Source organism: Vibrio mimicus CAIM 602, assembly GCF_000338875.1.
In the GTDB taxonomy this organism is placed as follows: Bacteria; Pseudomonadota; Gammaproteobacteria; order Enterobacterales; family Vibrionaceae; genus Vibrio; species Vibrio mimicus.
Genome location: NZ_AOMO01000024.1, coordinates 282,164 through 295,963, shown reverse-complemented (window position 1 = coordinate 295,963; position 13,800 = coordinate 282,164). Strand labels below are relative to the sequence as shown.

The following is a 13,800-nucleotide window of genomic DNA, read 5'->3' as shown; positions in this document are numbered from 1 at the left end:
ACAAAGGGCACTTCGGTGCCCTTTGTTGTTTTCGGTTGGAAAATAGGATTACAGAATGACAGTTTTGTTGCCGTAGACAAACACATGGTCATTCAGCACTTTATTGAGTGCTTTACTGAGCACATTTTTCTCCACATCACGTCCTGCTTGCGCCATGTCTTGCGCGCTAAAGGTGTGGTCGACCGGAATCACGTCTTGCTTGATGATTGGGCCTTCATCGAGATCGTTTGTCACGAAGTGTGCCGTCGCACCAATGATTTTTACCCCACGGTCATAAGCCTGTTGGTAGGGTTTCGCACCAATAAAGGCAGGCAAGAAGCTGTGATGGATATTGATGATCTTATGATGGAAACGCTCAACAAAACCGGGTGTTAAAACACGCATGTATTTGGCGAGTACCAGATAATCCGGCTGATATTGGTCAATCACCTCTAATAGCGCTTGTTCGTGCTCTTCACGAGATAAACCTTCATGGGAAACAGAGTGGTAAGGAATATCAAAACGTTCGGTCAAACGTTGCAAAGTGTCATAGTTGCCCACCACGGCAGCAATATCGACATCCAAGCTGCCATCGTAATTCTTCATCAGAATGTCGCCTAGGCAGTGTGCTTCTTTCGTTACGAGTACGACGATGCGTTTGCGGGTAGAGCTGATCAGTTTACGGCGCGTGCCTTGCGGCAGAGCATGGTCAAGGTCAGCCAATAAAGTGGCGTCATTGAAATAACCTTCCAATTCCGTACGCATGAAGAAATGGCCGCTGGTGTTATCCACAAATTCGTTGTTGTGAATAATGTTGAGTTGATGTTTATAACAAATATTGGTGATTTTGGAGATCAGTCCCGGCGCATCAGGGCAATGCGTCAGCAGGGTTTTTTTTTCCATTGATAACTACTTCCATGCAAAAAAGAAATATGCCCTAGCTATTTGAAACCGCAACGGTATTGACTGCAATTTCAACGAGTTTGGGGCTAGCGATTTTTTTCATTCTAAAAAACAAATTAGCGGCGTCTGAACGGTGAGGCAGCACGCAAATACGCACCTATAATTAATCTATTATCAATACAGATTCAATCGCTTTAGCCAAGGAATACTTAGGTTTATTCAGCATTGAATCAGCCGTTTCTTATTAATGAGAGCTGTAAGGTGGTCGTATATGGATAAAGAACTTCTCGCACGTAAATTGTATGTCGAACGGGTTGAAGCACTGCTCGGGGATCAACCTATAGATGAGCATATTCTGGAAGAAATGTGGGAAAACCGAGCTTCTCCTTCTGAAGCGGCGAAAGCTATGACGACCATGGGCTCATCTTCTGGTTACGACGCACCACCTTGGCTGGCCCGTTATCTCAACCGTAAGTAATGTCTTCTTAGCGGCGTGAAGGTGATTGCCATTCGCGCCGCTGTTCAAAACCTGCCATAATCGCGCCATTTCCGTTGCACATAGAATTGGCATGATTGAAAAAACCTTTTCCCAGCAAGGCGCATTAGGCCAAGCGATTCCAGGCTTTCAACCCAGACAAGCACAAGTGGATATGGCGAAAGCCGTTGCCAGTGCTATTGCCAACCAATCTCAGTTGGTGGTCGAAGCGGGTACAGGAACCGGAAAAACCTTCGCGTATTTAGTGCCAGCCTTGCTCAGTGGCAAAAAGGTCATCATCAGTACTGGTTCTAAAAACCTGCAAGAGCAGCTTTTCCATCGTGATTTGCCTCTGATGGTCAGTGCATTAGGCTTTTTCGGCCAAGTGGCACTGCTTAAAGGCCGTGCTAACTATCTCTGCCTCGATCGCTTAAGTCGTCAAATGGTGGAAAGCCACACTCCGGAAGCGGATCCTGCGTTGCTAACTCAACTGGTGAAAGTGCGCAGTTGGGCAGCCAGTACGCAAAGTGGTGACTTAGGTGAATGTGACGATCTGGCGGAAGATAGCCTGATTATCCCCACCATAACGTCGACTAATGACAACTGCTTGGGCAAAGAGTGCGCGAGCTACCAAGACTGCTTTGTTTCCAAAGCGCGCCGTCGTGCGATGGATGCCGATGTGGTTGTGGTGAACCATCACTTGTTTCTGGCCGATTTGGCGATCAAAGAGACGGGCTTCGGTGAGTTAATTCCTGAAGCAGAAGTATTTATTTTCGATGAAGCGCACCAACTGCCGGACATCGCGAGCCAATATTTTGGTCAGTCAGTATCGAGCCGCCAAGTGCAAGAGTTGGCGAAAGATATTGAACTCGGTTATCGCACCGAAGCGAAAGATATGCGACAACTGCAAAAAGTGTCGGACAAACTGGTACAGGCGGCAATGGATTTACGCATTGTGCTTGGTGAGCCGGGCTATCGCGGCAACTGGCGTGAAGTGCTGAAAGTGCCGACCGTGGCAAGAGAAGTCGAACGCCTCAATGAAGCGCTGCAATTTGCTTTGGATGTGCTCAAACTGGCTTTGGGTCGCAGTCAACTTCTGGATACGGCGTTTGAACGCGCCACGCTGATTTTAGGCCGCATTCGCCGTGTGTGTGATGTCTCTATCACCGGTTATTCCTATTGGTATGACACCACGCCGCGTCATTTCAGTTTGCACATCACACCGTTGTCTGTGGCGGATAAATTTTGTGAGCAGATTGAACAAAAAGAGGGCGCGTGGATATTTACTTCCGCGACCTTGGCGGTCAACGATGATTTCAGCCATTTTACTGAGCGACTCGGGTTAATCCCGAGCGCGCAATTCTCACTGGTCAGCCCGTTTGATTATCAACAACAGGCCGTATTGTGCGTGCCTCGTTATCTGCCAGAACCGAATAGTCCCGGACTGGCCGATAAACTGGTACGTATGCTCGCGCCCGTGATTGAGCACAACCAAGGGCGCTGCTTCTTTTTGTGTACCTCGCACAGCATGATGCGTGATTTAGGCGAACGTTTTCGCGAACGTTTAACCTTACCGGTTTTGATGCAAGGGGAAACCAGCAAACAGAAAACGCTGGCCGAATTTATGGAGCTGGGCAATGCGCTATTGGTGGCCACAGGCGCGTTCTGGGAAGGGATTGACGTTAGAGGCGATACCTTAAGCTGTGTTATCATCGACAAACTTCCGTTTACCGCACCCGATGACCCGTTGCTCAAAGCTCGCATTGAAGACTGCCGCCTGCGTGGTGGTGATCCATTTGCGCAAGTGCAACTGCCGGAAGCGGTGATCACTTTAAAGCAAGGTGTGGGTCGTCTGATCCGCGATAAAAACGACAAAGGCGCGTTGATCATCTGTGACAATCGACTGGTCACGCGCGATTATGGCGGGGTGTTCCTCGCCAGTTTACCGCCGATTCCGCGCACACGGGATCTGGACGTAGTCACTACTTTTCTACAACAATTAGCTGTAACTGAAATCAATCAGAGAGACTCATGAGCGTAAAAATTCTCGCCTTAGATACCGCCACCGAGCGCTGTTCCGTCGCGCTACTCGTCGGCAATACCGTTTATTCACGCAGTGAAATCGCCCCGCGTGATCACACCAAAAAAGTATTGCCTATGGTGGATGAAGTATTAAAAGAAGCAGGCGTAACGCTACAAGAATTGGATGCTTTGGCTTTTGGTCGTGGCCCTGGGAGTTTTACTGGGGTACGGATTGGCATTGGAATTGCACAAGGTTTAGCATTTGGTGCGAATCTGCCGATGATTGGCATTTCCACCTTAGCGGCGATGGCGCAAGCAGCGTATCGCCTACAAGGCATGACCCATGTTGCCAGTGCCATTGATGCGCGCATGGAAGAAGTGTATTGGGGGTGCTATGTGCGTCAAGAAGATGGCAGTTGGCAAGCCGCGGAAGCGGAGTGTGTGATTGCGCCTGCGCTGTTGGCGCAGACCTTGACGCAAGACGAGCAAGTTTGGGGCAAAGCCGGAACAGGGTGGGACGCTTACCCAGCACTGGCGGATCTGCCGCTGCAAGTGCAAACCAGTGAAGTGCTTTACCCAGATTCGCAAGATATTGCTTATTTGGCTCAGTTTGAATTGGCGCAAGGCAATACCATGAGTGTTGAGCAAGCGAGCCCAGTGTATCTGCGTGATACCGTGGCTTGGAAAAAGCTTCCCGGCCGAGAATAAGGCAGAAGATGAGCGCTCACTCACTCGCTAATCGATAGGAACAGTATGGTTTCAATTAATGGATTACCTCCGGCGCGGCTGCCCGGCACCAATAAAACCTCCAAGGCGGGGAAAAAGGGCGAAGTCAGCCAGAGCGAGAGTGGCAAGAGCGTTTCATCGACCAGCAAAGTTGCCAATGCGGTTGCGGAATCGATTCGCCAAGTCAGTGAGTCGGATATTCACCGTGCGCAAGTGCAGTACGATTTACCCGAAGGGCGTGCTCGCAAGGCGATGGAAGAGTATCTGGATGTGATGAACCAAGCGCGTAAAGAGGAACTTGCGCAGCTGCTTGGGGTCGATATTTACATCTAACCATGGGATAAATTCGATGAAAATGCATTTTCTGAAACTATTTGTACCCACAATGGCGTTGCTGCTTTCAGCTTGTACAAGCTTGCCGCCAGAGTTGGGGAACCCAGATGATAAAAGCGTGGTTACCCAATATTCGGCTTGGCTTGAGCTTGACCCTGCTTCAACGGCACCGGTTCGAATGGGTGGTGTTGTTGCCAATATCAGCAATCAAAAAGATCGTACCCGCGTTGAATTGGTTAACTTACCGATCGACAGTGCGGGACGTCCTAACATTCAGCGAGATCCACAAGGTCGATTCGTCGCGTACGTGAAGGGTTTTTTGGATCCCGTCACCTTTGGTGAGGGCCGGTTACTGACGGTGTATGGCACAAGTGCGGGCTCAGAAGAGGGCAAGGTTGGCGATTTTGAGCATCGTTATCCAGTGATTAATGCCGAAGGCTATCATTTATGGCGAGTTGAAGAGCGAGTGCAAGTGGATGACATTGGTCCTTACATGTTCCCATGCCGTGGCTTCTATTGTTGGCCGCATTCTGTACCCGAACGGGATGGGCGGATTATTCAAGAAGTCAAATGAAGCTGATCGAAACAACGTACCCGCTTGAGCAGGGGCAGTTAGCTGCTGTGGAAGTGGGAGATGCAAAAATGGCCGAGGTATCGGTCATTTTTATTCATGGCTGGCTTGATAACGCCGCGAGTTTTTTCTCACTCATGCAGGCACTACATCATCTGTGCCCCGATTTGCATTTGTGTGCCATTGATTTACCTGGGCATGGTTTATCCAGCCACAGAGTGGGTTATTACCCATTTCATGACTATATCGACGATATTGATCAGCTTTTGCTCAACTTATCGCCAAACAAACGGCTGCTAGTAGGCCATTCGCTTGGTGCTTTAATCGCAAGTTGTTATAGTGCCGCCTTTCCTGAGCAAGTGAACGGCTTAGTGCAGATTGAAGGCTTTGGCCCACTCTCTGAACCAGCCACGTACAGTGTCACGCGTTTGCGGCAAGGTGTTCGCTCTCGCCATGCGTTACGTAACACTAAGCCTCGCGGTTATTCCAGCTTCGAACATGCACTTCGCCATCGTGCTTTGGCCAATCAGTTGCCCGGTGAGTTGTTACGCCCACTGGTAGAACGAGGCACTCAAATGCGTGATGGGAAATGCTTCTGGCGACATGATCCTAAGCTCAAAGCAGATTCTTTGTATCGTATGTCGCCTGAGCAAGCGGCGCAGATCCGCGAGCAAGTGTGTTGCCCGCAACAGGTGATTTTAGGAACTCAGGGGTTTGCTTCGCTCCAGCAGAAAGTGCAAGAAGAGAATCTTGCGGCAATCCCCATTCACACTGTAACGGGTGGTCATCACTGCCATCTTGAACAGCCACAATCAGTCGCTGAATTGATTTTTGGCTTAGTTAACAAAATTTAAACAAGTGTTTGAGAGTTGCGTGCTCAACCACTTAGGCTGTGCTGTAATAGTGGTCAGCATTTGCATAACAACTGCATGACAACAACAAGAATAGCGCCAGCCAATAACGAGGAGTATTACCGTGGATAAACCTTGGCTTTCACGTTATCCGAAAGACGTACCGGAAACCATTAATCCTGATCAGTACCCATCACTGGTCGAAATGTTTGAACAATCGGTACATAAGTACGCGGATCAGCCAGCCTTCATGAACATGGGCGCGGTGATGACATTCCGTAAGCTGGAAGAGCGCAGCCGTGCATTTGCGGCTTATCTGCAAAATGATCTGAAATTGAAGAAGGGTGACCGTGTCGCCCTGATGATGCCGAACTTGCTGCAATACCCTGTGGCGCTGTTTGGTGTACTGCGTGCAGGTATGATCGCAGTTAACGTGAACCCACTTTACACCCCACGTGAGCTAGAGCATCAACTGAATGATGCAGATGCGCGCGCGATTGTGATCGTTTCAAACTTTGCCAACACCTTAGAACAGATCGTCGCGAATACTCAGGTGAAGCATGTGGTTCTGACCAGCTTGGGACAGATGCTGCCACGCGCGAAAGGCACGGTTGTCGACTTCGTAGTGAAATATGTTAAAGGCATGGTACCTAAGTACGATCTGCCGGGCGCGATTTCGATGCGTAAGGCGCTGCACAAAGGTCGCCGTCTACAATATGTGAAGCCGTTTATGTCAGGTGAAGATATTGCCTTCCTGCAATACACCGGTGGTACAACGGGTGTGGCTAAAGGCGCAATTCTGACTCACCGCAACATGGTGGCAAACGTGCTGCAAGCCAAAGGTGCTTATGGCCCTGTGCTGCAAGAAGGTCGTGAACTGGTGGTTACAGCGCTACCGCTGTATCACGTGTTTGCCTTGACTGTAAACTGCCTGCTGTTTATTGAAATGGGTGGCCGCAACTTACTGATCACTAACCCGCGTGATATCCCGGGTTTTGTGAAAGAGCTGCAAAAGTACCCCTTCACGGCGATTACTGGCGTAAATACTCTGTTTAACGCGCTGGTTAATAACGAAGATTTCCACGAACTGGACTTCAAAAACATGAAGTTAGCTGTGGGTGGCGGTATGGCGGTACAACGCGCTGTTGCTGAGCGTTGGAAAAAGACTACCGGTGTCCATTTGCTGGAAGGCTACGGTTTGACCGAATGTGCGCCATTGGTAACGGGTAACCCTTACGACTTGACCGATTACACCGGAGCCATTGGTTTGCCTGTGCCTTCAACCGAAGTGCGCATTATCGATGATGAAGGCAATGTACTGTCTAACGATCAAGTCGGTGAGCTTCAAGTGCGTGGTCCACAGGTCATGCAAGGTTACTGGCAACGTCCAGAAGCAACCAAAGAAGTGCTGAATGCCGATGGTTGGTTATCGACGGGCGACATCGTTAAATTTGATGACCAAGGTTTGATCCACATTGTCGATCGTAAGAAAGACATGATTCTGGTCTCTGGCTTTAACGTCTATCCAAATGAAATTGAAGATGTGGTGGCGCTTCACGGCAAAGTGCTTGAAGTGGCAGCGATCGGTCAGCCAAATGATGCTTCTGGTGAGTTAGTGAAGATCTACGTGGTGAAGCGTGATCCAAGCCTGACCAAAGAGGAAATCATTGCTCACTGCCGTAAACATCTGACTGGTTATAAAGTGCCTAAGCTGATCGAATTCCGTGAGGATCTGCCAAAAACCAACGTAGGTAAAATCCTGCGTCGTGTGCTACGCGAAGAAAATGACGCACAATTAGCGGCAAAGGCTGAAGAAAGCGCATAAGCTGTATCCATCTGCGAGTGTTTTTTAATGTTAGAATGCCGGCCTTAACTGCCGGCATTTTCTTTCAAAAGAAGTGTCTCTTCTTTTGAGCAACAACAGCGAGTTATCTGTGAATTATCAAATTATTACCCAACTTGGCGATCTACAACGAGTCTGTCTTGCCGCCCGTGATGCGGATGTGGTGATGCTGGATACTGAATTTGTCCGCACCCGTACTTTCTTCCCACAACTGGGATTGATCCAGATGTTTGATGGGGAAAACCTGTCGCTGATCGATCCGACTGTGATTGATGAAATGACACCGTTTGTCGAGTTATTGCAGGACACTTCCGTATTGAAAGTGCTGCATGCCTGTGGCGAAGATTTGGAAGTATTCCAGAACGCGTTTGGCTGTACTCCTTTCCCTATGGTGGATACTCAGATTATGGCCGCGTTTTTGGGCTACGGTTTATCCACCGGATTTGCGGCGTTAGTGCAAGATCAACTGCAAGTTGAGTTAGATAAAAGCGAATCACGCACCGATTGGTTAGCACGCCCACTGAGTGACAAGCAACTCGAATACGCAGCGGCCGATGTGTTCTATCTGTTGCCGATGTACGAAAAATTGCTGGAGCGAGTGACTCACGCCGGTTGGTGGGAAGCGGCGCTGCAAGAAAGTGAACTGCAAGTCGCGAAGCGCACCAAAGTCAGCAACCCAGAGCTCGCTTACTTAGACATCAAAGGTGCTTGGCAGCTTAAACCTAAAGAACTGGCGATCCTCAAACCATTAGCAACATGGCGTTATCATGAAGCAGTGAACCGAGATTTGGCGCTGAACTTCGTGATTAAAGAAACGGACTTACTGACCATTTCGCGTTTGGCACTCCGTAGCCCGAAACGCATGGAAGAAGAGGGTGTAGACCCTCATGCGATCCGTCGTCATAGCAGCAAAATTATCGCTATGGTGAAGGCGGCACTGGAAACGCCAGCCGATGCGTATCCACCAGAAATCGTGCCGATTATGGAATACCCAGGTTACAAGCAGTTGTTCAAACGTTTGAAAGATGAAGTAAAGAGCGTTTCGAACACCAGTGGTCTTGCGACTGAGTTTCTGGCGTCGAAAAAACAGCTTAACCAGCTGCTGAGTTGGGTGTGGAAACGCGATCGTGACCCAGCCCGCTTGCCTGATTTGATGCAAGGGTGGCGTTTGCCACTACTGGGTGAAAAGCTTAATACGCTCGTCTCGAAATAATCCCTTTCCTACTTGGCGCTGCAGTGGTGTTGGCTACGTTCGTTCACCCCAATCACATAGTTTATCTATGTTCATGGGGTTTCACTCACTTGCCGCCTACCTGCAGCGCCAATTAGTTTGGGGAGAAGTGCTTTATTTAGTTTGAGGGTAGGCGTTTTATTCACGTATTTTTTCCGCCAGTAAAATTCAATGGACAGTAGGCTCTATCGCATTTCTCGGAGTGCCTGCTCGCATTGTGCAGCATCGTGCGATAATGCGCCTTCATCGACTCTTCTAATCTCGACAAGAAGAGCAAGGAAAATCATCAATAAGGATTGTTATGTCTGCGACACACTACCTCAACCAACTTAACCACCGTTATCTGAACATCCATCGTGTCAAAGAAGATTTCTTCTGGGATACCTACATGGGGCTGAGTGACGATCATGCGGGTTCCGCGCAAGCACAAACCGAGTGGACTCAGTTTCTGAGCAATGGTGCGCGGATTGAGGAAATTCGCCAGCAAATCGAATTGGCAGAACAGATCACCGATAGCGAAGAAAAAGCACAAACCTTAACGGGCTTACAAGGCTGGTTCGCGATGTTTGAAAGTCATGCGCTGGAATCAGAGCAAGCACAGTCACTCAAAGCCGGATTAATCCAATTTGAGGCCGATTTGTTTGAGAAAAAACAGAAGCATGTGCTGACTTACACCAACGAACAGGGCGAAGCAGTCGAAGCCTCGATTGTCACTTTGGGTTCCACGGTGCGTACTCATGATCAAGAAGCGGTACGTCGCAGCGCACATCAGGCTTTCTTGGGTTTAGAACAGTGGCTATTACAAAATGGATTGTTAGAGCTGGTGAAGCGTCGTAACCATTTTGCACGCAGCTTAGGTTATCAAACCTTTTTTGATTACTCGGTTGCCAAAAAAGAGAAGATGACCACTGAGCAACTGTTCACCATTTTGGATGATTTTGAACAGCGCACGCGTGATCGCCACTTCACCAGTTTGGCGGAACTTGCACAAAGTAAAGGTGAGCAAGCGCTGCAAGGACATAACTTCATCTATTCGTTTGCGGGCGATGTGATGCGTGAGCTGGATCCTTACGTGCCATTTTCACAATCGCTGCGTCGTTGGGTGGAGTCTTTTGGTCGCCTCAACATTGAATTTAGTGGCGCTGAGCTTACGCTCGATTTGCTGGATCGCAAAGGCAAATATCCAAACGGTTTCTGCCATGGGCCAATTCCGGCGTTTTACGACCAAGGTCAGTGGGTGGCGGCGAAAGTCAATTTCACCAGTAATGCGAAGCCAGATCAGGTGGGTAGTGGTTACGATGGCATCAACACCTTGTTCCATGAAGGTGGGCACGCGGCGCACTTTGCTAATGTGAAGATGAACGCGCCGTGTTTTTCACAAGAATTTGCACCAACTTCTATGGCGTACGCCGAAACGCAATCCATGTTCTGCGACAGCCTATTGATGGATGCCGACTGGTTGAAAACCTACGCCAAAGATGCGCAGGGTAATACCGTACCTGACGAAACCATTAAAGCCATGGTGTTTAGCCGCCAACCGTTTAAAGCTTACGAAGAGCGCAGTATTTTGTTAGTGCCGTATTTTGAGCGAGCATTGTATGAACTGAGCGAGGAAGAGCTGACCGCAGAGCGAGTTACCGAACTGGCCAGAGCAACCGAAAAGCGTATTATCGGCCTAGAATGCAGTCCGCGCCCACTGATGGCGATCCCGCATCTGTTATCAGATGAATCGGCGTGTGCTTATCACGGTTACTTGTTGGCACATATGGCGGTATACCAAACCCGCGCTTATTTCCTTGAGCAGTTTGGTTATCTCACCGATAACCCTGCCATTGGGCCACTCTTGGCGAAGCATTATTGGTATCAAGGTAACGCACTTTCTCACAATGACACTATTGTGAACCTTACTGGCGAAGGCTTTAATGCTCGCTATCTTGCGGATGCCTGTAACTTAACTCCGGAAGAAGCATGGAAAAAGCAGCAGCACAAAATGGTGCAATTGGAGACGCGTAAGCAAACCAAACCCGCTTCATTAAATGCGCAGATTCGAGTGATTGATGGCGCCACTGAGTTGGCTTCTAACCGTGATTCGGATGAGGAGCTGTGCCGCCAATTTGAGGCGTATATTGCTAAAGAATACGGCTGCTAATTGGTGTTTTTAAGTGGCATTCAACGACTAAAAAAGTAAGAGAAGAAAAGGCTGAACGTATAATGTTCGGCCTTCTTTATCGTGTTTATTGCGATAGTTTACGCCGCAAGAAGAAATGCCCAGCAGCAAGCAACAAACCGCTGACTAAACCAGCCAAATGGGCTTCCGTCGCTACTCGTGCGCCAATCAGTTCTGCGGTACTGGCAGATGCGCCAAACCACTGCTCCCATCCCACCTTACCGATAACGCCAAGCACTAACAGCCAACTGCTGCGTCGTCCATTAAGGGCTTCATTCAGCGCGTAGTAAGCAAATAGACCATGCAAGGTGCCAGAAAGCCCAACATAAAACTGCATATCGGAAGCTAAAATCATCCCCCCCACCGCAAGGCTGATCAGTACCAGAGGGATCAGCAGCTGACGTGGCGTGGGTTTAAACACAAAACTGATGATCCATAATGCGGCAAGGTTCATCGCCCAGTGGGCAAAGTTGGTGTGTGCGAAGTTTCCTGCTAGGATGCGCCACCATTGACCTTGTTCTATGGCGCTGAAGTGCCACAGAGTCAGCTCATGCAGTGGTGGCCACTGCAGACTTAAACTCAACAGGCTTATAGCCAATAACAGCAGGTAAAGATTCACGTCATGTCCCGTTATTGTTCCGAGTGTGGTAAAGCGCGTAAAGCGTGCTTGTGTCCGTCAATTGTCGCGCTGGAAAGTGCGGTTGAGCTTATCATTCTTCAACACCCAACGGAACAAAAGCGCCCATTGGGTACCGCGCGCATTCTCAGCTTGTCATTGGACAATTGTCGGCTGTTAGTGGGTGAAGATTTTCGTGAGCATGACGAGTTAAACCAACTGCTGGCAGAGCCGGATGTGGATCACTATGTGCTTTACCCGAATGAACATGCGCAAGAATGCACCGAGATAAGCCTTGCGACAGCGCGCAAAAAGCGGGTGATTTTGCTCGATGGGACGTGGAAAAAAGCCTACAAGATGTGGCAAATCAACACTCAACTGCATGATTTACCGAGTCTGCGTTTGCCGGTCGAGTGTGTTGGGCATTACCGAATTCGCAAAGCGCCGGATGATACAGCGCTTTCTACTGTGGAGGCGGGGTACCATCTGCTCCAGCAGTGGCAACCTGAGCGTGACTTTTCGCCACTGCTTAAGGTGTTTGATGCCATGATTCAATATCAGATCGATCAGATGCCGGAAGGCGTTTTCGAGCGAAATTACCGTCAGTAATGACTCTGTGCCGAGAAGAGTTGCTGATGCAGTCGCTGCGCATATGCATCGGTCATCGCCGCAATGTAATCACAGATCACGCGCATTCCTTCATCTTGCTTTTGGGCTTTTCGCCACTTTTCGCCGGTGGCTTGTGGCAGTAGGCGCTCAGGGTCAGCACTTAGCGCTTCAAACAAGTCCATGATCAGTTGCTGACCTTTGTATTCAAAGCGCTGTACCTGCGGAATTTGAATCACGTATTGGTTTACAAAGTGTTTGAGCACTTCAAGTGCAGCGCCCATGTGCGGCTCGATATAAGCGTTGAAGGCCAAGAGTTCATTATGGAAGGGCGCTTCAACCGGCTTCACGCTGATGCTGGTTAAAAGCGCATTCACAATGCCGCCAATCGCATCTTTGCGTACGTAGTGCTTGCCAGAAAACAGCATGTCACTCAACTCGGCAATATGCTCTTCAAACCAAGGGTCACCACACTCGGCAAGCTGTGCCGCTGCGGCTTCTTGCCATTGAGCTCGCGTCACCATGCCAAGCACGATGGCATCTTCCAGATCATGTACGCCGTAAGCGATGTCATCCGCCAGTTCCATGATTGAGCAATCAAGCGATTTAAAGCGTGTCTTGCGATGCTCTTTGGGTGAGTTGGGTTCTGCGCGCATTTGCCCCAGCAATTCACGGTCACTTTCACATAGAGGTTCGAGTACCCAGTCCAAACTGGCTAAATCACAGTCGTATATGCCTTTCGCTGGCGACCAATCTTTGGCTTTCAGTTGGCGTTGGTGGGCGACCGAAGGAGGTGGTGTAGCGGCACGCGTGGCACTCAGCAGAGCAGGGTATTTCAAAAGTCCCAGTAGCGTGCGGCGCGACAGGTTCATACCGTGATGCTCGGTGTAAGGTTCTAAGCTGGTGACGATGCGAAAAGTTTGCGCATTGCCTTCAAAGCCACCGTGATCGCGCATCATGTAATTGAGTGCAATTTCACCGCCATGCCCATAAGGGGGATGACCAATATCATGAGCAAGACAGAGTGAATCAATCAGGCTATCAGAAGGTAATAGCTCACGAAATTCTGGTTGTTTGAGTTTGATTTGCGCGACGATGCCCGTACCGATTTGTGCCGCTTCCAGTGAATGGGTGAGGCGAGTGCGATGAAAGTCATTCAAGCTAGTACCGTGGACTTGAGTTTTGGCTTGCAAGCGCCGAAAAGCCGCCGAATGCAGAATGCGTGCGCGATCGCGCTGAAATGGGCTGCGGTGATCGTTGCGGCGAATTTTGTGCTCATCGTTGTTACGAGCTAACCACTCAGGGCTTAGGGATACTTGCATCGCGTTACTCCTTGCACGGTTTTATTTTATACCCTTCCTACTTGAAGCTGCAGCGGTGTTGGCTACGTTCGTTCACCCGAATCACATAGTCTGTCTATGCTCATGGGAATTCACTCACTTGCCGCCTACCTGCAACTCCAAGTCGTTTGGGTATA

General features: G+C 49.4%; 13 protein-coding genes. 10 read left to right on the top strand and 3 right to left on the bottom strand.

What is annotated here, in order from left to right:
- Positions 1–48: 48 nt before the first annotated feature.
- On the bottom strand, positions 49–882 hold the full coding sequence (gene purU, locus D908_RS12850) for a formyltetrahydrofolate deformylase (RefSeq protein WP_000412710.1): 834 nt from the start codon (positions 880–882) through the stop codon (positions 49–51).
- Between the two features lie 271 nt (positions 883–1,153).
- Here purU and D908_RS12855 point away from each other — a divergent pair, with 271 nt between their 5' ends.
- The 9 genes from D908_RS12855 (at position 1,154) to D908_RS12895 (ending at position 11,083) form a co-directional block, all read left to right on the top strand.
- Entirely contained in the window at positions 1,154–1,360 is a 207-nt protein-coding gene (locus D908_RS12855; protein ID WP_000356698.1) for a hypothetical protein, read from the top strand.
- 91 nt (positions 1,361–1,451) lie between these two features.
- On the top strand, positions 1,452–3,392 hold the full coding sequence (locus D908_RS12860) for a DNA repair helicase YoaA (protein ID WP_032467549.1): 1,941 nt from the start codon (positions 1,452–1,454) through the stop codon (positions 3,390–3,392).
- Positions 3,389–4,087 (top strand): tRNA (adenosine(37)-N6)-threonylcarbamoyltransferase complex dimerization subunit type 1 TsaB, encoded by a 699-nt coding sequence (tsaB, locus tag D908_RS12865; protein WP_000111664.1) that lies wholly within the window; start codon positions 3,389–3,391, stop codon positions 4,085–4,087. Before D908_RS12860 ends, tsaB begins: the two co-directional genes overlap by 4 nt.
- A gap of 45 nt (positions 4,088–4,132) precedes the next feature.
- The gene (locus D908_RS12870) at positions 4,133–4,438 is read left to right on the top strand and encodes a hypothetical protein (RefSeq protein ID WP_000253638.1); all 306 of its coding nucleotides are present in this window, start codon (positions 4,133–4,135) and stop codon (positions 4,436–4,438) included.
- A 16-nt stretch (positions 4,439–4,454) separates the two neighbouring features.
- Entirely contained in the window at positions 4,455–5,012 is a 558-nt protein-coding gene (locus D908_RS12875; protein WP_000781738.1) for a Slp family lipoprotein, read from the top strand.
- A complete protein-coding gene (locus D908_RS12880; RefSeq protein ID WP_005523610.1) occupies positions 5,009–5,863 on the top strand; it encodes an alpha/beta hydrolase in 855 nt (284 codons plus the stop codon). The genes D908_RS12875 and D908_RS12880 overlap by 4 nt, the downstream gene beginning before the upstream one ends.
- 121 nt (positions 5,864–5,984) lie before the next feature.
- Complete coding sequence (gene fadD, locus D908_RS12885; RefSeq protein WP_005523608.1) at positions 5,985–7,685, top strand: long-chain-fatty-acid--CoA ligase FadD; 1,701 nt, start codon at positions 5,985–5,987, stop codon at positions 7,683–7,685.
- 109 nt (positions 7,686–7,794) lie between these two features.
- Positions 7,795–8,916 (top strand): ribonuclease D, encoded by a 1,122-nt coding sequence (gene rnd / locus D908_RS12890; RefSeq protein ID WP_022579349.1) that lies wholly within the window; start codon positions 7,795–7,797, stop codon positions 8,914–8,916.
- A gap of 319 nt (positions 8,917–9,235) precedes the next feature.
- On the top strand, positions 9,236–11,083 hold the full coding sequence (locus tag D908_RS12895) for a M3 family metallopeptidase (RefSeq protein ID WP_005523605.1): 1,848 nt from the start codon (positions 9,236–9,238) through the stop codon (positions 11,081–11,083).
- 85 nt (positions 11,084–11,168) lie between these two features.
- Here the strand turns inward: D908_RS12895 and rrtA are convergent, their stop codons facing one another.
- A complete protein-coding gene (gene rrtA, locus D908_RS12900; protein WP_005523604.1) occupies positions 11,169–11,720 on the bottom strand; it encodes a rhombosortase in 552 nt (183 codons plus the stop codon).
- Positions 11,721–11,723: 3 nt separating this feature from the next.
- Between rrtA and D908_RS12905 the strand changes: the two genes are divergently transcribed.
- Positions 11,724–12,326, top strand: coding sequence for a tRNA-uridine aminocarboxypropyltransferase (locus tag D908_RS12905; RefSeq protein WP_000092442.1), 603 nt, complete (start codon positions 11,724–11,726; stop codon positions 12,324–12,326).
- Here the strand turns inward: D908_RS12905 and D908_RS12910 are convergent.
- On the bottom strand, positions 12,320–13,645 hold the full coding sequence (locus tag D908_RS12910; protein ID WP_005523603.1) for an anti-phage deoxyguanosine triphosphatase: 1,326 nt from the start codon (positions 13,643–13,645) through the stop codon (positions 12,320–12,322). The genes D908_RS12905 and D908_RS12910 overlap by 7 nt on opposite strands.
- Positions 13,646–13,800: the final 155 nt, after the last annotated feature.

Bases quoted from the DNA above. Each gene is read 5' to 3' on its own strand.
- purU (WP_000412710.1), bottom strand. From the start codon at position 882: ATGGAAAAAAAAACCCTGCTGACGCATTGCCCTGATGCGCCGGGACTG.
- D908_RS12855 (WP_000356698.1), top strand. From the start codon at position 1,154: ATGGATAAAGAACTTCTCGCACGTAAATTGTATGTCGAACGGGTTGAA.
- D908_RS12860 (WP_032467549.1), top strand. From the start codon at position 1,452: ATGATTGAAAAAACCTTTTCCCAGCAAGGCGCATTAGGCCAAGCGATT.
- tsaB (WP_000111664.1), top strand. From the start codon at position 3,389: ATGAGCGTAAAAATTCTCGCCTTAGATACCGCCACCGAGCGCTGTTCC.
- D908_RS12870 (WP_000253638.1), top strand. From the start codon at position 4,133: ATGGTTTCAATTAATGGATTACCTCCGGCGCGGCTGCCCGGCACCAAT.
- D908_RS12875 (WP_000781738.1), top strand. From the start codon at position 4,455: ATGAAAATGCATTTTCTGAAACTATTTGTACCCACAATGGCGTTGCTG.
- D908_RS12880 (WP_005523610.1), top strand. From the start codon at position 5,009: ATGAAGCTGATCGAAACAACGTACCCGCTTGAGCAGGGGCAGTTAGCT.
- D908_RS12895 (WP_005523605.1), top strand. From the start codon at position 9,236: ATGTCTGCGACACACTACCTCAACCAACTTAACCACCGTTATCTGAAC.
- D908_RS12905 (WP_000092442.1), top strand. From the start codon at position 11,724: ATGTCCCGTTATTGTTCCGAGTGTGGTAAAGCGCGTAAAGCGTGCTTG.
- D908_RS12910 (WP_005523603.1), bottom strand. From the start codon at position 13,645: ATGCAAGTATCCCTAAGCCCTGAGTGGTTAGCTCGTAACAACGATGAG.